The following is a 16977-nucleotide window of genomic DNA, read 5'->3' on the forward strand; positions in this document are numbered from 1 at the left end:
GTTCCTTTAACAAAGGCGATTACCGGCGTTAAAAATCGACTGCCAGCCCTTTATGTTCCCAGTCGCCATAGCGGGTCGGGCCGCTTTTTTTCAAAATCTCGTCCGCTTTTTCCGGTGGATCGGGCTGTGGCACCGGCGGGCTTTTGGAAAGATGTGCAGGCGCTTTGACATGGGCGGGGCGTTCTCCGGGTTTTTTGGCGCCGGGTTTTTTGGCACCGGCTTTTCTATCGTGTTGCGTCATATTTTCTATTTCCCGCACATTTAAAAGCGCTTGTGAAAAGCTTATATTCAACGGGAGTATCTATAACAAGCGAGTAACCTGATGAATTTTCTAAAGACCACAATGCTGCTGGCTGCCCTTACGGCCCTGTTCATGGTTATGGGCTTTTCGCTCGGTGGTCCGCGCGGTGCGATATTGGCGCTTTTGGTCGCGGCGGGGATGAATCTGTTTACCTATTGGAATGCCGATAAAATTGTCCTGAAAATGCATCAGGCGGTTGAGGTCGATGCGCGCAGCCATCCGGAATTTTATAATATGGTGCAGCGCCTGGCGCAGCGCGCCGGATTGCCGATGCCCAAAGTCTATATTGTCGATCAGCCGCAGCCCAATGCCTTTGCAACCGGCCGTGATCCCGAACATTCGGCGGTCGCGGCCACAACCGGCCTGCTCAATATGCTCAGCTATGAAGAGATTGAAGGCGTGATGGCGCATGAGCTGGGCCATGTGAAAAACCGTGATACGCTCATCATGACAATGGTAGCGACGATTGCCGGTGCGGTGTCGATGCTCGCCAATTTTGGCTTGTTCTTTCGGGACAATCGCGGCGTGGCGGGAATATTGGCGGTGCTGGTTGCGCCCTTTGCGGCGATGATCGTGCAAATGGCGATCAGCCGCACCCGCGAATTTGGGGCGGACCGCACGGCGGCCGAAATCAGCGGCAATCCGCTGGCGCTGGCCTCCGCACTGCACAAGATTTCCGGGCAGGCCCAGCGCATTCCAAACCCGGTGGCGCAGCGCAATCCGGCAGCGTCGCAGCTTTATATCGTGCCCGGCGGTGTGAAGCAGATGTTTTCAACCCACCCCGCCACAGAAGATCGTATCGCCGCATTGCAGGACATGGCGCAGGATTTCGTAGCGCCGGGCGGAACACCGGATGACCGGCCAACGGGTCGGCCCAGCGCGCTGAATCCGACCGGGCGAAGATAGCCGTAACGCGGCGCTTGACTGGAACCGGGGCTTGATCTGGCGCATGGGGCGTCTATGGGGAGCTTTGCGTGATCCGCTTTCGGATTCCGCATCAGGCGGAACGCGATGATATGAACACTCAAAAACCTACCAAGATCCCCGGTCTGGCCGCTCGAACAGCCGCATTACGCATGCTTGACGCGGTATGCCGCCGCGGTGAGACACTGGATCAGGCGCTTGCCCCTGCTACTGGGAAGCTGGGCAATCCTTCCGATAAAGCGCTGGCGCATAATATCGCCGCTAATGTGCTGCGCTGGATGACGGCGCTGGATGCGATGATTGACAGTGCGACCAAAAAGCGCCTGCCGGATGATTCCAAGGCGCGCATGGCGCTGCGTATCGCGCTGGTGCAAGTGCTCGTGTTGGAAACGCCTCAGCATGCGGCGATTGCCACCGCGTTGCCGCTGGTCCACGGCGGGCCGAGGCGGCTGGTGCACGGTGTATTCTCGACCGTGATGAGAGGCATAGAATCCGGCAAGCTGGCACTGCCCGAATATCCCGAAATTCCGGGCGAAACGCTGGACCGCTGGACGCACCACTGGGGCGAAGAAGTGGCCAATGCCGCCGGGCAGGCATGGGGCCATACCCCGCCGCTCGACCTTAGTTTCAAGACTGATGAAGGCGTTGAAGTGGAGGGCGAGAAGCTGGCCTCCAGACATCTGCGCCTGACGCCGGGGCAATCCGTCACCGAACTGCCGGGCTTTGCTGAGGGCGCGTTCTGGGTACAGGATCTCGCCGCCTCCTTGCCCGCACGGCTGCTGGGTGAAGGGGAGGGCCAAACCGTGCTGGACCTGTGCGCGGCCCCTGGCGGCAAGACGATGCAGCTTGCCTCGGCTGGCTGGAAAGTGACCTCCGTCGATAACAGCGAAAAGCGGATGGAGCGCTTCAGGGACAATCTGGAGCGGACCGGGCTGGAGGCCGAGACCGTCATCGCCGATTTGATGAAATGGACTCCATCTCATCCAGCCGACGCCATTCTGCTTGATGCACCGTGCAGCGCAACCGGCATTTTCCGCCGCCATCCCGATGTGTTGCACTGTATCGGTTCCCGCCAGATTGCCGATCGTTCAGAAGCGCAAAAAGCGTTGCTGGACCGAGCAGCTTCATGGGTTAAACCGGGCGGGACGCTGGTTTATGCTGTCTGTTCGCTGGAACCCGAAGAGGGAGAAGACCAGATCGAGGCGTTTCTGGAAGCCCATGCAGACTTCACCATCGAACCGGTGAAACAGGACGCGCTTCCTGCCGGTATCAGCCCGACCGAAAACGGATGCGTGCGAACGCTTCCCGGTATGTTGTCAGCGCAGGGTTATCTAGACGGGTTCTTCATCGCGAAACTGCGGCGGGAAGGCTGATAAGGCAGCAAGTTTCATCCTTTCCCCAAATTGTCCACAGCCCTTTGGGATTCGCGCCGAATCGTGGCTTGCGAGGCAGATATAAAGACCCTAGAGGCATGATACAAAGGAACCGTCATGACCAGTCCCACATCCTCCGGCTCGATCCGTATTGCCCCTTCCATATTGTCCGCCGATTTCGCGCGCCTTGGCGAAGAAGTCCGCGCGATTGATGCAGCGGGCTGTGACTGGGTGCATGTCGATGTCATGGACGGGCATTTCGTTCCCAATATCACAATCGGTCCCGGCGTCGTAAAGGCGCTGCGCCCGCACAGTGAAAAGCCGTTCGATGTGCATCTGATGATCTCTCCGGTGGACCAGTTTCTGGAAGATTTTGCGGAAGCCGGTGCGGATATTATCTCTTTCCATCCGGAAGCCGGCCCCCACCCGCACCGGACCGTTCAGACGATCCGCTCGCTCGGCAAACAGGCCGGGTTGGTATTGAACCCTGCGACTCCTTTGGAAGTGCTCGACTATCTGATCGACGATCTCGACCTGATTCTGGTGATGAGTGTGAATCCCGGTTTTGGCGGTCAGAGTTTTATCGACACGCAATTGCGCAAGATTGAAGCGATCCGTAAACGGATTGACGCAACCGGCAAGGATATCCGGCTGGAAGTCGATGGCGGGATCGATTTGAACACTGCTCCCAAGGCAATCGCGGCGGGTGCCGATACGCTGGTGGCGGGCACAGCGACATTCCGCGGCGGGCCGGATCATTATGCCGCCAATATTAGCGGCCTGAGGGGTGAATGAGCGCAGACCGGCCTGACCTTTACAATCACGCCGACGATTCCGGTTCAGGGGTGGAGCGTTACAGCGGTGAAGAGAGCAAGGCTCCGGAAGGGCGCAGCTTAACTCTGCGCGCAGACGGCGATCGCGGCCAGTCATTGGCCCAGCAAACAGCACTGCTTTATTACCGGATGACATGGCGGATGCCGCTGCACAAGCTGCGGCTGTCGGGTAAGCTTCCGCTGCGGCTACTGGCCGTTCCTGTTGATCCGATAGCGGGCAACCGGATGCAGGGGATGGCGGTGCGGGCTGGTCATTTCCTATTTCGCGGCCTCAAAAAAAATCTCGACGGCATAGATTTTGCCGAACTGAAACTTGCTCCGGCCTTTGAAGATTATATCCACCGTTTCGTCTGGCTGCGCGACCTTGATGCGGCAGCGTCGCGGGATCAGGCGCTGCCTGTCGCGGAAAAACTGGTGGAGGCGTGGCTGGATGCCAATGGCAAGAAAATCAGGGAGCCTGCATGGCGGCCGGATAATTGCGGTTGGCGGCTGCTCATCTGGGCAAGCCATGCGCCGCTCATCCTGTCTTCCGGCAACCTTATTTATCGCTCGAAAGTGCTAAACAATATCGCCCGGACGGCCCGGCATCTTGACCGGACGGCGGACAAGGCACCTTCTAGTCTGGGCCGTCTGGTCGCATGGGGCGGAATGGTTGCGGCGTCGCTGCTCATCCCCGAAGGCCGCGTTCGCCGCATTGTTGGCGAAGCTGGTCTGGCAAAGACGATGGGCGAGTTTTTCTTTGCCGATGGCGGATGTGTTTCCCGGTCGCCAATGGACCAGATGGATGCAATCGTGCTGATGTCGATGCTCAAGCAGGTCTATCTGGCTCTGGGTGAGGATGTGCCGGAATTCCTTGAAAATGCGCTGGCTCTCGCCGTCCCTCCGCTTACCAGCCTCACGCATTATGATGGCAGCATGGGCAATTGGCAAGGCAGCGGCGCGGCTTCGGCCGAGCAAGTGGATCAGGTTGTCAAAGCCAGTGACATTCGCGCCCGCCCCCTGCGCCAGGCGCGCGAGTGGGGCTATCAGCGGGTGTCTTCTGGACGTTCCATTCTGGTGCTCGACGCTGCCCCTCCGCCGATTGCTCGGGTTGCGGTTGCGGGCTGTGCCTCTACGCTGGCGTTTGAATTTTCCAATGGTGATAACCGGATTATCGGCAATTGCGGCGGTGCGGGGCTGGTCGGGGCGACGATTCCCGCGGCGCTGGCGCAAGGTTTGCGTACAACCGCGGCGCACAGCACCTTATGTATCGAAAATAGTAACAGCACCTCTGTCCTTCCTGACGGTAAACTGGGGCGCGGCGTGAATGAAGTAGAGCTTCTGCGCCGCGATGTGGAAAACGCGACCCGGCTGGAGGCCAGCCATGACGGCTATGCCCGGCGCTTCGGGCTGATCCACAAACGCCTGTTGCTGCTGCGCTCCGACGGACTGGAACTGCGCGGTGAGGATATGCTGATCCCCGAGGGACGCAAGCGTCGGGGCAAGAAAAAAGATGTCGAATATGCGCTGCGTTTTCACCTTGGCCCCGATATAGAAAGCGATCTTATATCAGAGGGCAAGGGCGTTTTGCTGCGCCTGAGAGACGGTAATCTATGGCAGTTTCGCGCCACTAGCGGGCAGATCACGCTGGAAGATAGCGTCTGGGTCGATGGCATGGGTGTTCCCCATGGCGTGATGCAGATGGTAATAACAGATAGAGTAGGCAGCGGCGGCGGCACGGCCGGTTGGCTGCTTAAACATATGGGATAAACGGACTAATGACGGAAAATATCACGATCAAACGGGCACTGCTATCAGTGTCTGACAAAAGCGGGCTGGCTGATCTGGGCAAGGAACTGGCTGCCATGGGCGTGGCCCTGATCTCGACCGGCGGCACGGCAAAGGCGCTGCGCGATGCTGGTCTGGAAGTGGCGGATATTTCCGAGGTTACGGATTTCCCCGAAATGATGGATGGCCGCGTGAAAACGCTCCATCCCAAAGTGCATGGCGGCCTGCTGGCACGGCGCGATGATGCGGGCCATGTCGCGTCGATGGAAGAGCATGATATCGCCGGCATCGATCTGGTGATCGTCAACCTCTATCCCTTTGCTCAGACAGTCGCCAAAGGGGCCGAGCGTGACGAGATTATCGAGAATATCGACATTGGCGGTCCCAGCATGGTTCGCAGCGCCGCGAAAAACCATGATTTTGTGACCATCATCACCGATCCTTCCGATTATGATATCCTGATCGCGCAATTGAAGGAAAGCGGCGGTGCGACCACCCTTGATTTCCGCAAGAAAATGGCGGCCAAAGCCTTTGCTGCGACCGCAGCCTATGACGGCATGATTGCCCAGTGGTTCGGCTTTTCCGATCAGGGGCAGATGTTCCCGCCGGTCCTGCCGCTGACCATGAGCCAGCCGACAGAATTGCGTTACGGCGAAAACCCGCATCAAAGCGCGGCGCTTTACCTGCCCGATGGTCCATCGGCCAACGGCATCGCGCAGGCCGAACAATTGCAGGGCAAGGCGCTCAGCTATAATAATTATAATGACGCGGATGCCGCGCTGGAACTGGTCAGCGAGTTTCGCGATGGTCCGCCCACGGTGGTGATTGTCAAGCATGCCAACCCCTGCGGCGTGGCCAGCGGCGGCAGTATATTGGAAGCCTATCAGGCGGCCTTGGCCTGTGACAGCGTGTCGGCCTTTGGCGGTATTATCGCAGTAAACCGCCCATTGGACGGTGCAGCGGCAGAAGCGATGACGGGCATTTTCACCGAAGTCGTCTGCGCCCCCGATGCCGATGCGGATGCGCGGGCGATATTTGCGAAGAAGAAAAACTTGCGGCTTTTGCTGACAGGTGAGCTGCCTGATCCTGCGCGTCCGGGCATGGGCGTGAAATCAATTGCGGGCGGCTATCTGCTGCAATCGCGCGACAATGGCCAGATTACGCAAGATGATCTGAAATGTGTGACCAAGCGTGAGCCGAGCGCACAGGAACTGGCGGATTGTCTGTTCGCATGGACCGTTGCGAAACACGTAAAATCCAACGCGATTGTATATGCCAAAGACGGTTCAACCGCTGGCGTGGGTGCAGGGCAAATGAACCGGCTTGAATCAGCGCGAATTGCGGCCTGGAAAGCCAAGGATGCGGCAGAAAAAGCAGGCTGGAGCGAAGCGCGGACGATTGGCTCTGCCGTGGCTTCCGATGCGTTTTTCCCGTTTGCAGACGGTTTGCTAGCCGCAGTCGAGGCAGGTGCAACCGCGGTGATCCAGCCGGGCGGTTCCATTCGTGATGACGAGGTTATTGCCGCAGCAGATGAAGCCGGTCTGGCAATGCTGTTCACAGGCATGCGCCACTTCAGGCACTAGGCGACCATATCCGGTTTTTTGGGGTGTCCCAACGGTGATAGCAATTATCCCCGTTGGGCAAGCATCATTATCATACCGCCGGTTTAATATCTTCATTCCCGCATAGGCGGGGGGCAGATTTACTCTGGAGTAGAGGCTTGGGCGTTCTGGCCGTCGCCTTCGGGTGCGGCGATAATATCGCGGGTCACGCTGCCCTTGTCGACGGTAAAGGTTTCTGCATCACCGACGGAAGAACGGATACCGGGTTCGGCGTCACCGGCCTGTGTAATGACAGAGCTTTCCGTCACGCTGCGTGCCTGTGAACCGCCAAACATGGCTTCCAGGGTCTGTTGCTGGGCACCGCCGGTTTGCGGACGCGGCTCACCGGGCTTTGGCGGGGTCAGGCCGAAGTCTGGCGGAATGACCAGTGGCGGTTGGCGCGACACGGCAAATTCGTCGGGACGATCACGGTCGAAAAGGCTGCTGGACCCGCAAGCAGACAGTCCGGCCAGCGAGATCAGGCTGATACCTATGATGGATTTACGCATAATCACTTCCCTTAAAAACGCAATATTGAGCCATTGGCCAGAACTGTGGCGTGTCCTTTACAATGGGTCAACTGTCGCCAAGCTGAATATTCTTATCTTCGACCGGCTTGTCGCGCAATAACAGCGCGCGTGCAAGCAGGATTACGACGCCGATGGAAATGCAAGCATCGGCGACGTTGAAAATCAGGAACGGACGAAAGCCGCCAAAGTGCAAATCGGCAAAATCCGCAACATAGCCCAGCCGCGTCCGGTCGAGGATATTACCCGCCGCTCCGCCAAGGACCAGTGAGAGCGCGAATATGTCCCATTTCGCCTTTTCCCGCCACATCCAGACCAGAACAGCGAGGCCGATCACACCGGTCAGCGCGACCAGTGCCCAGCGCTGAAATTCGGTCGAGGCGGTCAGGAAGCCCATAGAAACGCCATAATTTTCCGCCCAGGTCAGGTTGAAAAACGGGATCAATTCAATCTGCCCCCTGGAAGGGAGATCGAGCTTGTGCATCACGACAAATTTGGTGAACTGGTCTATGACAAAGATCAGGAAGGCGATGACAAGGCCGGTTATCCGGTATTTTGTGACCGAAGCATTCACGCGCCCAGAACCTTTTCGCACCGGCCGCATAAGCCGCCATCTTCCGGCACATCCGGTAGCAAGCGCCAGCAGCGGCCGCATTTATGATGCCCGGTCTTGGTCACGTTAATCCCGCTTCCGTCCTTGACATCCGCAACGATGCACAGTTCCGCAAATTCGCCGGCATCTATCGGCAGGTCAGCCATGGGATAGGTGACTTCCGCTTCCAGACTGGAACGGATAGTCTTTTCCCGGCGCAGCGGTTCAATAGCCTCTGTAACATTGTTCCGGGCGGCACGGATATTTTCCCATTTCCCGGCCAGCGCCGCATCTGTCCACGCAGCATCAACTTCCGGCCATTCTTTCAAATGGATCGAGTCATTCTCGTCCGGGAAACGGCTCTGCCAGATTTCCTCGGCGGTGAAGACCAGCACCGGCGCGATATAGCGGGTCAGGGCATGGAATAATATGTCCATGACCGTCCGGTAAGCCATGCGTTTTGGATCATCCGGCGCGTCGCAATAGAGACAGTCTTTGCGAATATCGAAGAAGAACGCGCTCAAATCCTCCTGCGCAAAGGCAGACAGCTCGCGCATATAGGGCCCGAAAGCGAAATCATTCACATATTGTTTCAGCTTCGCATCGACCTCGGCCAGCCGGTGAAGAATATAACGCTCCAGCTCTGGCATGTCGGCGACCGCGACCCGTTCGCTTTCCGCAAAATCGCTGAGTCCACCCAGCATATAGCGGAACGTGTTACGCAATTTGCGATAGCTGTCGGTGACACCCTTCAGGATTTCGTCACCGATGCGGTGATCCTCGGTAAAATCGACGCTGGCCGCCCACAGGCGCAGGATATCCGCGCCATTGACGTTGATAATCTTTTGCGGATCAAGCGTATTGCCGAGTGATTTCGACATTTTCTTGCCCGTCTTGTCGAGCGTCATGCCGTGGGTCAGCACTGCTTTATAAGGCGCACGGCCACGGGTGCCGCATGATTCCAGCAGGCTGGACTGGAACCAGCCGCGATGCTGGTCACTGCCTTCCAGATAGAGGTCGGCGGGTGAGCGGTGGTCCGGCCATTTGCCGCTTTCCAGCACGAATGCGTGGGTGCAGCCGCTGTCAAACCAGACGTCGAGAATATCAGTGATGACTTCATAATCATCAAGCTGGTAATCGCTGCCCAGAAACTCCTGATGATCGGCATTGAACCAGGCATCGGCGCCGCCCGTTTTGAACGCTGCGATAATGCGCGCATTAACTGCCGGATCATTGAGATATTCGCCGGTTTTACGGTTCACATAAAGCGCGATCGGCACGCCCCATGCGCGCTGGCGAGACAAGACCCAGTCGGGGCGGCCCTCAACCATCGATTCAAGACGTCGTTTCCCGCGTTCCGGCACAAAGCGGATTTTTTCGCGGATTTCATGCAGCGCGGTTTCCCGCAGCGTTTCGCCGTCACCCTGAGCCGCACGAATTTCCGCCTCATCGGCGCAGCGGGGCACATCATGATCGATAGGAACATCCATCGGCACAAACCATTGCGGCGTGCAGCGATAGATGATTTTCGCCTTGGAGCGCCAGCTATGCGGATAGCTGTGCACGAAATCATCGCTGGCCGAGAGCAAAGCTCCTGCCGCGCGCAAATCTTCGCAAATCGGACCGGTGCTGCTGACGAATTTCTTGTTAATCACCGCGCCGCTGCGCTCGTCCCCGCGCGGCAACCATGCCCAATCGTCCCGGTAAACACCGTCCGCATCGACAGCGAACACGGGGTTAATGCCGTTTTTCTTGCACAGGTCGAAATCGTCTTCGCCGTGATCGGGCGCCATGTGGACAAGGCCCGTACCCGCATCGGTGGTGACAAAGTGCGAGCCGTCAAGGAACGGGCGGGGTTTGGTATAAAACTCGCTGTCCGGGAGTTTGTCAGCCATCGGGTGCTTGGCAATGGCTCCAGCGAGTTGGGAACCTTTGAATATTTTCCATTTATATTCGGGTACATGGTCCGGCGCGATATGAAAATTTATTACGCGTTTTTCTAGTTCGGGCACCAGATCTTTAGCGACAAGGATTCTTTTACCCTCATGTTCACCGAATTCCGGGCCGTCATACCCTTTGATGGTAACTAGGGCATATTCAACATCCGCCCCATAAGCGAGCGCCTGATTGACCGGAATCGTCCACGGCGTGGTCGTCCAGATTACCGCATAGGCGCCAACCAGTTCCGGCGCATTGGGCGCTTCGACAATCTCGAACGCCACATCAATCTGCGTCGAGGTAATATCTTCATATTCGACTTCGGCCTCTGCCAGAGCCGTTTTTTCAACCGGCGACCACATGACCGGCTTTGCGCCGCGGTAAAGCTGCCCTGCTTCCGCGAATTTCAGCAGTTCCGTGACAATCGCCGCTTCGGCGTCATAATCCATGGTCAGATAGGGTTTGTCCCACTGCCCCAATATGCCCAGCCGCTTGAATTCCTCGCGCTGGACATCCACCCATTTTTCCGCATATTCCCGGCATTCGGCGCGAAACTCGCTGGGAGGGATTTCATCCTTGTTGCGCTTTTTCTTGCGATATTCTTCCTCGATCTTCCACTCGATCGGCAGGCCGTGACAATCCCATCCCGGCACATAGGGCGCATCCTTGCCGAGCAGATTCTGTGTCCGCACAACAAGATCCTTGAGCGTCTTGTTCAGGCTGTGGCCGATATGGATATTGCCATTGGCATAAGGCGGGCCATCGTGAAGAATGAACTTTTCACGCCCTGCCCGGCTTTCCCGCAACTTTTCATAAAGCCCGATTTTTTGCCAGCGCTCCAGAATCGCCGGTTCCTTGCTCGCAAGGCCGGCTTTCATCGGGAAGTCGGTTTTCGGCAGGAAAACCGTGTCTTTATAGTCTTGCTCTGTGGCAGATGTTTTATCGGTCATGACTGGCGGGGATTAGGCGAGGGAGCGCGGCGACGCAAGCATGCTTTTCATCCGATTTTCCATTTCATGTCAGGAGCAAACGGGCCTGCTCGCAATCCTTATCCATCTGCACGACCAGGGCGTCGAGATCGTCAAATTTCTGCTCTCCGCGCAGGAAATGGTGCAGCTCGACCTCGATCACCTGACCATATAAATCTTCCTTCAGGTCAAAGAAATGGGGTTCGAGCAATTCCTTGGGCGGGTCAAAGCTGGGCCGGATACCCAGATTGGCCGCGCCATTCACAACCCGTCCGTCCGGAAAGCGGCCTTTAACGGCGTAAATGCCATATTTGGGCCTCAGATAATGGCCCATATCAATATTGGCGGTGGGGAAACCCAGCTCGCGGCCATTTTTGTCGCCGTGAATGACCGGGCCTTCGATAGCAAAGGGCCGGGTCAGTAACCGAGCCGCAGTTTCGCAGTCACCCTCTTCCAGCGCGGCGCGAATCCGGCTTGAAGAAACAACCTCTCCGTCATCATAGACGGGGCTAACCGTCTTGGTGAGCAGGCCCAGCGGTAAACCAAGCTGCTCCATCACCGTGACATTGCCCGCACGGCCTTTGCCAAAGGTAAAATCCTCGCCGGTGACAACGCCCGCAGCGCCAAACCGATCGACGAGCAGCTTTTCGACAAAGTCCCCGGCCGTGGTCGCGGCAAGCTGCGCGTCAAATTCAAATACCAGCATCGCGTCGGCCCCGGCAGCCGTAAACAGGTGCTCCCGCTGGTCGAGCGTGGTCAGGCGAAAGGGCGGCGCATCCGGTTTGAAATGGCGCACAGGGTGCGGATCAAATGTTGCGATAATTACGGGCCGGTTTTCCGATTTTGCCCAGTCAATTGCGGCTTGTGCCACGGCCTGGTGGCCCTTGTGAAAGCCATCAAAATTGCCGAGCGCAATGATCGCACCGCGCAGCTCGTCCGTGATTCTGTTTTGTCCGTTCAACCGCATGATTTTGCGCTATTGGCCAGTTTTGGCTGTTTGTTCAACAATTCGTTTGGGTAATTGTTTAAAAGGGATCAGGCCTTCCCCTAAAACCCGCAGCGCATTGCCGCCCATCACGGCGCGAATTTCCGCCTCGGTAAAGCCGGCCACCATCAAGGCCTGCGTGATATGGACAATCCCGCTGGTATCAAAGCGGGTCGTCACCGCTCCGTCAAAATCACTGCCCAGTGCAGCATATTCGATGCCCACCAGATCGCGGACATGTTTGACCGCTTTGGCCACCGTTTTGGGGTCTGTGCCGCACATCGCTCCGTCCCAATAGCCCAGACCGATGATACCGCCGGTCGCCGCAACGCCCCTGATCTCTTCATCGGTAAGATTGCGATTCACGCCGCAGACCGCTTGCACCCCGCCATGGCTGGATACCACCGGACGGCGCGCGATTTTCAGGATATCGGCAACCGCTTCATGGCTGCTATGGGCAATATCGACGATCATGCCCTTGTCTTCCATGTCGCGGACAATCTGCCGGCCAAAATCGGTGAGGCCGCCTTTCGCTTCCCCATGCATGGAACCGGCCAGCTTGTTGTCAAAGAAATGCACCAGACCCGCCATACGCAGCCCTGCGTCATAAAGCGTGTCGAGATTTTCGCGCTTGCCTTCCAGCGTTTGCAGGCCCTCGGCAGAGAAAAGCACGCCTATCGGTTTGTTATCCTGAGAGCGTTGCAGGGCAAGTCCGTCAACATCACTGGAAGAGCTAATCGAAGTCATCGCGCCTTTGGAAGCGGTTACCGCGCGGTTCAGCTTTGCGGCATGCCAGAGCTGCCTTTCCTTAAGGGAGCTCCATGTGCGCACCGGCTGCAACTGCGCCACCGCGAGCAGGGTAATATTATCGGTATCGGCGCTGTTACTGTCATAATTCTGGCCGCGCGGCGTTTTGGTGACGCTGGAAAATATCTGCAGACCGACATTGCCTGCCTGCATACGCTTTAAGTCGACATGGCCGTAATCCACGCTGTCGGTAATCTTGCGCTTCCATAATAATGTATCGCTATGGAGGTCGACAATCATCAGACTGTCATGCAAATTTTGGGCTTCGGCGGTAATTTCCGGCAAGGGCATACCGTCAATTTTATTCGTCTGTTCCTCGAATATGGTGGGGAGGAACAGGAAAAAACCAATGGCCAGAATGATGATGAGGATCAGCAAGGAGGCCAAAAGTTTTTTCATCCAGCCTTCCTTTGCAGCATGACAAATGAATATCCCGGCTTTCCGTCTTTCGGTTCATGGGCTTCGCGCTCAAGCTCTTCCCAGATTGCAGGGTCAAACTCTTCGATAACCGTGTCACCCTCGACATCTATATGGACTTCGGTGAGGGCAATCCGGTCGGCTTTGGGCAGGAATAGCTGGTAAATTTCCGCTCCGCCAATGACGGCAATCTGCGGGGCGTTGGCTATTTTCAGGGCTTCCTCAACGCTGCCCGCCACCTCGGCGCCTTCGGCTTCCCATTCACTGTCGCGGGTCAGCACTATGTGCCGCCGCCCCGGCAGCAGGCCCGGCAAGCTGTCAAAAGTCTTGCGGCCCATAATCATCGGCTTCCCTTGTGTCAGGGATTTGAAATGGCGAAGATCCGCGGGCAAATGCCACGGTATGTCCCCATCGTCTCCAATCACCCCATTATCGGAGCGCGCAAGTACGAAAATGATTTTCGGATGATTCATAACTCGCGCCTAGCCCAGATCAAATCATGTGCAAATCAGAAAAATAATTTCGTGACATGACCCATTTTCCGCCCCGCCCTGCTTTCGCCTTTTCCATAGAGGTGAAGGTGGTTTGCCGGGTCTTGCAATACGGCCTGCCATTCATCCGCTGTCCCGCCAATGATGTTCGTCATTTCAATCTTGTCAGCCGCTTTCCCGGTATCGCCCAGCGGTAGTCCGCATATCGCGCGGATGTGATTTTCAAACTGGCTGGTGATGGAGCCTTCTATCGTCCAATGGCCGCTATTGTGAACGCGCGGGGCCATTTCGTTGAATACTGGTCCGTCGGCGGTGGCGAAAAATTCTGAAGTCAGCACACCGACATAATCCAGCGCGTCCGCCATTTTGGTCGCCAGTGCGCGGGCTGCATTCTCTTGCGCTATGATTTCCGCGGGGGCGGGGATCAGGGATTTTGCCAATATCCCCTCTGCATGGATATTGTGCGGCGTATCCCAATAGCGGACCTGACCATCCTGTCCGCGCACGAGTATTACGGAAAACTCATGGGTGAAGGTGATGAAACCTTCTGCCACGCAAGGCTGATGCGCGACGGCATCCCAATGTTTCGCGGGGTCATCCCCTTTCCTGATCCGCGTCTGGCCCTTGCCATCATAGCCCATGCGGATGGTTTTCAGGATTGCGGGCAGGCCCACTTGATTAACGGCGCTGTCCAAGGATTCGCGATCGGTGACTTCGGCAAATGGTGCGGTTCTGCCGCCATTGGATCTGGCAAACTCTTTTTCGGCAATCCGGTTTTGTGCAACATCCAATGCGGCAACAGGCGGGTAAAGCGGTGCTTTTCGAGATATTGCAGTGAGCGGGGCGACGGGTACATTTTCAAATTCATAGGTGATCACATCGCAGGCATCGGCAAATGCGCCGAGCGCTTCGATATCCTCGTCCGCTGCACAGGTGAACTGCGCTGCGACATCGGCGGCGACGCTGGTTTTGTCTGACGAATAGATATGGCAGCGATAGCCAAGCTGCGCTGCCGCGATGGCGAGCATGCGGCCTAATTGCCCGCCGCCCAATATTCCGATGGTGGATCCTGGAGGAAGTGGAGTCATGTTAGCAACTATTCCGGTTGATCGGCAACGGCCGCGCTTTGCGCCGCGCGCCATGCGTCCAGACGGGCGGCAAGGGCATCATCCTCATTGGCCAGTATAGCCGCCGCCAGCAAAGCCGCGTTCTTTGCCCCGGCATCACCAATCGCCATGGTACCGACGGGTACGCCCCCCGGCATTTGCGCGATGGAGAGCAGGCTATCGACTCCATTCAATGCACGCGACTGGATGGGCACGCCCAGCACCGGCACCCGTGTCATGGACGCCGCCATGCCGGGCAAATGGGCTGCTCCGCCGGCACCGGCGATTATGATTTTCAATTTCCGTGAAACCGCCGAACTGGCATAATCATAGAGCCGGTCCGGTGTCCGGTGCGCAGAGATGATTTTGACCTCGTGCGCGACATCAAGCTGTTCCAGAATTTCCGCTGCCAGACTCATGGTGGCCCAATCCGACTGGCTACCCATGATTATTCCGACCAAGGGTTCGGTTCGGGGGATAGCTTGCGGGGTCGCTTCGGTCATTCTTGCACCTGAATAGTGTAACGGAAGCAAAACCGTTTAGACATGAAATGTCGGCCACGCAATGCACCAATGATGCCTCTCGCGCTTTTTACTTCGGGCCCTGGCAAGGCGCTTTTACATAGTGTGACATTTTACAATAAGGGACTCAGACGGCTGTAACCCCTCTCCCTCCTTGACTATGCCGCTTTAGTCAAACTAAAGGACAATAAAGTATAAATAATGGTAATAGATATATTACTTTAGGGGGTAAAATATTGATCCATGAAGAAAATCATAACAATCAATCGTGCTTGAATTGCAATGCACTTCGATCAGAAAACATTAAGTTAAAAGACGAGCTGGCCAATATGGAACTGCGCGCCAACTATGATGTTCTGACGGGGCTACCCAATCGTCGCTATTTTATCGAATCTCTGGAAAAGCGGATTGTGCGGTGCCAACGCTATGGCGATATTACGGCCCTGCTCTTTCTGGACGTAGATGACCTGAAAGTCATTAACGACACCTATGGCCACAGCGCCGGGGATGCCTTGCTGGTCCATCTGGGCAAGCTGTTGCAGGATAATATCCGCGGCAGCGATATGGTGGCGCGGATAGGCGGTGATGAATTTGCCCTGCTCCTCGACAATCTGGATGCGGACCGGGTGGAGAATAAAATCCTGTCCCTGATCGAACGGATCGAATCATCACAGCCGGTATCCAATGGCCAGATTCTGAGCTGCGGCGCCGCCATCGGCTATAGCTTTGTCGGCCCGGCAGATACAGTAACCACCCTGATGTCGCGCGCCGATGAAGCGATGTATAAGTCGAAGAAGCGGGCTTAGGTTAAATCTGATAATCGCCTTTGGACAAGAAGAACCTCGCTTGTCCAAAGAGCCTGAGCGCCCTGCCCCTTACCGCTCCGACAGATAATAGCGTTCAATTTCCTTCAGGTCGTCGTCCAGATCATAGATAATCGGCTGTCCGGTCGGGATTTCCAGGCCGGTAATTTCGTCATCGGAAATGCCCGAAAGATGTTTGACCAGTGCACGCAGGCTGTTGCCGTGGGCCGAGATCAGGACACGTTTGCCGGATTTCAGTTCGGGTGCGATGCGCGTTTTCCAATAGGGCAGAACGCGGGCGATTGTGTCTTTCAGGCTCTCGGTAGCGGGCACTTCAATTCCGGCATAGCGCGGGTCCGATGACATTTGATAGGGGCTATCTGCGGCCATTGGCGGCGGCGGTGTGTCAAAGCTGCGGCGCCAGATATGCACCTGTTCATCGCCGTGCTTGTCGCGGGTTTCCTGTTTATCCAGGCCGGTCAGCCCGCCATAATGACGCTCGTTCAACCGGTAATTCTTTTCCACCGGCAACCACAATCGTCCCATTTCTTCCAAAGCCAGATTGAGGGTTTTTATCGCGCGGGTTTGCAAGCTGGTGAAGCACAGGTCAGCGTCGATGCCCTTTTCCTTCATCAGGCGACCGGCGGCCTTTGCTTCTTCTATCCCCTTTTCGGTGACATCCACGTCCCACCATCCCGTAAAACGATTTTCCAGATTCCATTGAGACTGGCCGTGACGAAGAAGGATGAGTTGGGGCATGTGCGGTCCTGTTTTTACTGTTGCAGCATTTACTGTTTCGGCATCCTTAGCGGCAGCGACATTTTCCGCCAAGCAGGATTTTTGGTCCATAATATCCGGAACACAAGCTATCCCGCCGGAAATTCGGGGAACTGTATCTTTTATGCAACGCAAGATCCCATTCCGGGAAGATTATTTATAACGGTTTAGATAGGGGGTTGATTTAATCAATCGATTAATGGACTGAGGCAAGCGAACCCGCTTCAAGAGTCATGTTCCTTCCCC

The 16977-nt window shown here is 56.5% G+C and carries 16 protein-coding genes; 6 read left to right on the forward strand and 10 right to left on the reverse strand.

All coding sequences use genetic code 11. The features are described 5' to 3' along the window. Positions 1-28: 28 nt before the first annotated feature. The gene (locus tag VIN76_RS14915) at positions 29-241 is read right to left on the reverse strand and encodes a DUF1674 domain-containing protein (RefSeq protein ID WP_332042658.1); all 213 of its coding nucleotides are present in this window, start codon (positions 239-241) and stop codon (positions 29-31) included. 81 nt (positions 242-322) lie between these two features. Between VIN76_RS14915 and htpX the strand changes: the two genes are divergently transcribed. The 5 genes from htpX to purH all read left to right on the forward strand — a co-directional run bounded on the left by htpX (position 323) and on the right by purH (position 6781). After that, the gene (gene htpX / locus VIN76_RS14920; RefSeq protein ID WP_332042659.1) at positions 323-1207 is read left to right on the forward strand and encodes a zinc metalloprotease HtpX; all 885 of its coding nucleotides are present in this window, start codon (positions 323-325) and stop codon (positions 1205-1207) included. 110 nt (positions 1208-1317) lie between these two features. Further along, complete coding sequence (locus VIN76_RS14925; RefSeq protein WP_332042710.1) at positions 1318-2598, forward strand: RsmB/NOP family class I SAM-dependent RNA methyltransferase; 1281 nt, start codon at positions 1318-1320, stop codon at positions 2596-2598. A 117-nt stretch (positions 2599-2715) separates the two neighbouring features. Beyond that, on the forward strand, positions 2716-3393 hold the full coding sequence (gene rpe, locus VIN76_RS14930) for a ribulose-phosphate 3-epimerase (RefSeq protein WP_332042660.1): 678 nt from the start codon (positions 2716-2718) through the stop codon (positions 3391-3393). Beyond that, on the forward strand, positions 3390-5180 hold the full coding sequence (locus tag VIN76_RS14935) for a heparinase II/III family protein (RefSeq protein WP_332042661.1): 1791 nt from the start codon (positions 3390-3392) through the stop codon (positions 5178-5180). The genes rpe and VIN76_RS14935 overlap by 4 nt, the downstream gene beginning before the upstream one ends. Before the next feature lie 8 nt (positions 5181-5188). Continuing rightward, positions 5189-6781 carry a bifunctional phosphoribosylaminoimidazolecarboxamide formyltransferase/IMP cyclohydrolase gene (gene purH / locus VIN76_RS14940; protein ID WP_332042662.1) on the forward strand — a complete coding sequence of 531 codons (1593 nt, stop codon included), beginning with the start codon at positions 5189-5191 and terminating at the stop codon, positions 6779-6781. A gap of 119 nt (positions 6782-6900) precedes the next feature. On the opposite strand, the gene VIN76_RS14945 is transcribed toward purH, so the two are convergent. From VIN76_RS14945 to purE, 8 genes are all read right to left on the reverse strand, one after another. Continuing rightward, positions 6901-7308: a DUF3035 domain-containing protein gene (locus VIN76_RS14945; protein WP_332042663.1), complete on the reverse strand. Its 408-nt coding sequence runs from the start codon at positions 7306-7308 to the stop codon at positions 6901-6903. Between the two features lie 67 nt (positions 7309-7375). Further along, the gene (gene lspA, locus VIN76_RS14950) at positions 7376-7900 is read right to left on the reverse strand and encodes a signal peptidase II (protein WP_332042664.1); all 525 of its coding nucleotides are present in this window, start codon (positions 7898-7900) and stop codon (positions 7376-7378) included. Then, positions 7897-10806, reverse strand: coding sequence for an isoleucine--tRNA ligase (ileS, locus tag VIN76_RS14955; RefSeq protein ID WP_332042665.1), 2910 nt, complete (start codon positions 10804-10806; stop codon positions 7897-7899). Before ileS ends, lspA begins: the two co-directional genes overlap by 4 nt. Before the next feature lie 64 nt (positions 10807-10870). Continuing rightward, positions 10871-11794 (reverse strand): bifunctional riboflavin kinase/FAD synthetase, encoded by a 924-nt coding sequence (locus VIN76_RS14960; RefSeq protein WP_332042711.1) that lies wholly within the window; start codon positions 11792-11794, stop codon positions 10871-10873. Between the two features lie 6 nt (positions 11795-11800). Further along, the gene (locus tag VIN76_RS14965; RefSeq protein WP_332042666.1) at positions 11801-13015 is read right to left on the reverse strand and encodes a dipeptidase; all 1215 of its coding nucleotides are present in this window, start codon (positions 13013-13015) and stop codon (positions 11801-11803) included. Continuing rightward, complete coding sequence (locus VIN76_RS14970) at positions 13012-13506, reverse strand: dihydrofolate reductase (RefSeq protein WP_332042667.1); 495 nt, start codon at positions 13504-13506, stop codon at positions 13012-13014. The genes VIN76_RS14965 and VIN76_RS14970 overlap by 4 nt, the downstream gene beginning before the upstream one ends. A gap of 35 nt (positions 13507-13541) precedes the next feature. Then, positions 13542-14612 (reverse strand): 5-(carboxyamino)imidazole ribonucleotide synthase, encoded by a 1071-nt coding sequence (locus tag VIN76_RS14975; RefSeq protein ID WP_332042668.1) that lies wholly within the window; start codon positions 14610-14612, stop codon positions 13542-13544. Between the two features lie 8 nt (positions 14613-14620). Beyond that, positions 14621-15133 carry a 5-(carboxyamino)imidazole ribonucleotide mutase gene (gene purE, locus VIN76_RS14980; RefSeq protein ID WP_332042669.1) on the reverse strand — a complete coding sequence of 171 codons (513 nt, stop codon included), beginning with the start codon at positions 15131-15133 and terminating at the stop codon, positions 14621-14623. 347 nt (positions 15134-15480) lie between these two features. On the opposite strand from purE, the gene VIN76_RS14985 reads away from it, so the two are divergent. Next, the gene (locus tag VIN76_RS14985) at positions 15481-15957 is read left to right on the forward strand and encodes a GGDEF domain-containing protein (RefSeq protein WP_332042670.1); all 477 of its coding nucleotides are present in this window, start codon (positions 15481-15483) and stop codon (positions 15955-15957) included. 69 nt (positions 15958-16026) lie between these two features. On the opposite strand, the gene gpmA is transcribed toward VIN76_RS14985, so the two are convergent. Next, on the reverse strand, positions 16027-16713 hold the full coding sequence (gene gpmA, locus VIN76_RS14990; RefSeq protein ID WP_332042712.1) for a 2,3-diphosphoglycerate-dependent phosphoglycerate mutase: 687 nt from the start codon (positions 16711-16713) through the stop codon (positions 16027-16029). Positions 16714-16977 lie beyond the last annotated feature (264 nt).

This window comes from Parasphingorhabdus sp. (assembly GCF_036568145.1).
Taxonomy (GTDB): Bacteria; Pseudomonadota; Alphaproteobacteria; order Sphingomonadales; family Sphingomonadaceae; genus Parasphingorhabdus.

Excerpts from the sequence above, each read along its gene's own strand:
- VIN76_RS14915 (WP_332042658.1), bottom strand. The coding sequence starts at position 241 with ATGACGCAACACGATAGAAAAGCCGGTGCCAAAAAACCCGGCGCCAAA.
- htpX (WP_332042659.1), top strand. The coding sequence starts at position 323 with ATGAATTTTCTAAAGACCACAATGCTGCTGGCTGCCCTTACGGCCCTG.
- VIN76_RS14925 (WP_332042710.1), top strand. The coding sequence starts at position 1,318 with ATGAACACTCAAAAACCTACCAAGATCCCCGGTCTGGCCGCTCGAACA.
- rpe (WP_332042660.1), top strand. The coding sequence starts at position 2,716 with ATGACCAGTCCCACATCCTCCGGCTCGATCCGTATTGCCCCTTCCATA.
- VIN76_RS14935 (WP_332042661.1), top strand. The coding sequence starts at position 3,390 with ATGAGCGCAGACCGGCCTGACCTTTACAATCACGCCGACGATTCCGGT.
- purH (WP_332042662.1), top strand. The coding sequence starts at position 5,189 with ATGACGGAAAATATCACGATCAAACGGGCACTGCTATCAGTGTCTGAC.
- VIN76_RS14945 (WP_332042663.1), bottom strand. The coding sequence starts at position 7,308 with ATGCGTAAATCCATCATAGGTATCAGCCTGATCTCGCTGGCCGGACTG.
- ileS (WP_332042665.1), bottom strand. The coding sequence starts at position 10,806 with ATGACCGATAAAACATCTGCCACAGAGCAAGACTATAAAGACACGGTT.
- VIN76_RS14965 (WP_332042666.1), bottom strand. The coding sequence starts at position 13,015 with ATGAAAAAACTTTTGGCCTCCTTGCTGATCCTCATCATCATTCTGGCC.
- VIN76_RS14970 (WP_332042667.1), bottom strand. The coding sequence starts at position 13,506 with ATGAATCATCCGAAAATCATTTTCGTACTTGCGCGCTCCGATAATGGG.
- VIN76_RS14975 (WP_332042668.1), bottom strand. The coding sequence starts at position 14,612 with ATGACTCCACTTCCTCCAGGATCCACCATCGGAATATTGGGCGGCGGG.
- purE (WP_332042669.1), bottom strand. The coding sequence starts at position 15,133 with ATGACCGAAGCGACCCCGCAAGCTATCCCCCGAACCGAACCCTTGGTC.
- VIN76_RS14985 (WP_332042670.1), top strand. The coding sequence starts at position 15,481 with ATGGAACTGCGCGCCAACTATGATGTTCTGACGGGGCTACCCAATCGT.
- gpmA (WP_332042712.1), bottom strand. The coding sequence starts at position 16,713 with ATGCCCCAACTCATCCTTCTTCGTCACGGCCAGTCTCAATGGAATCTG.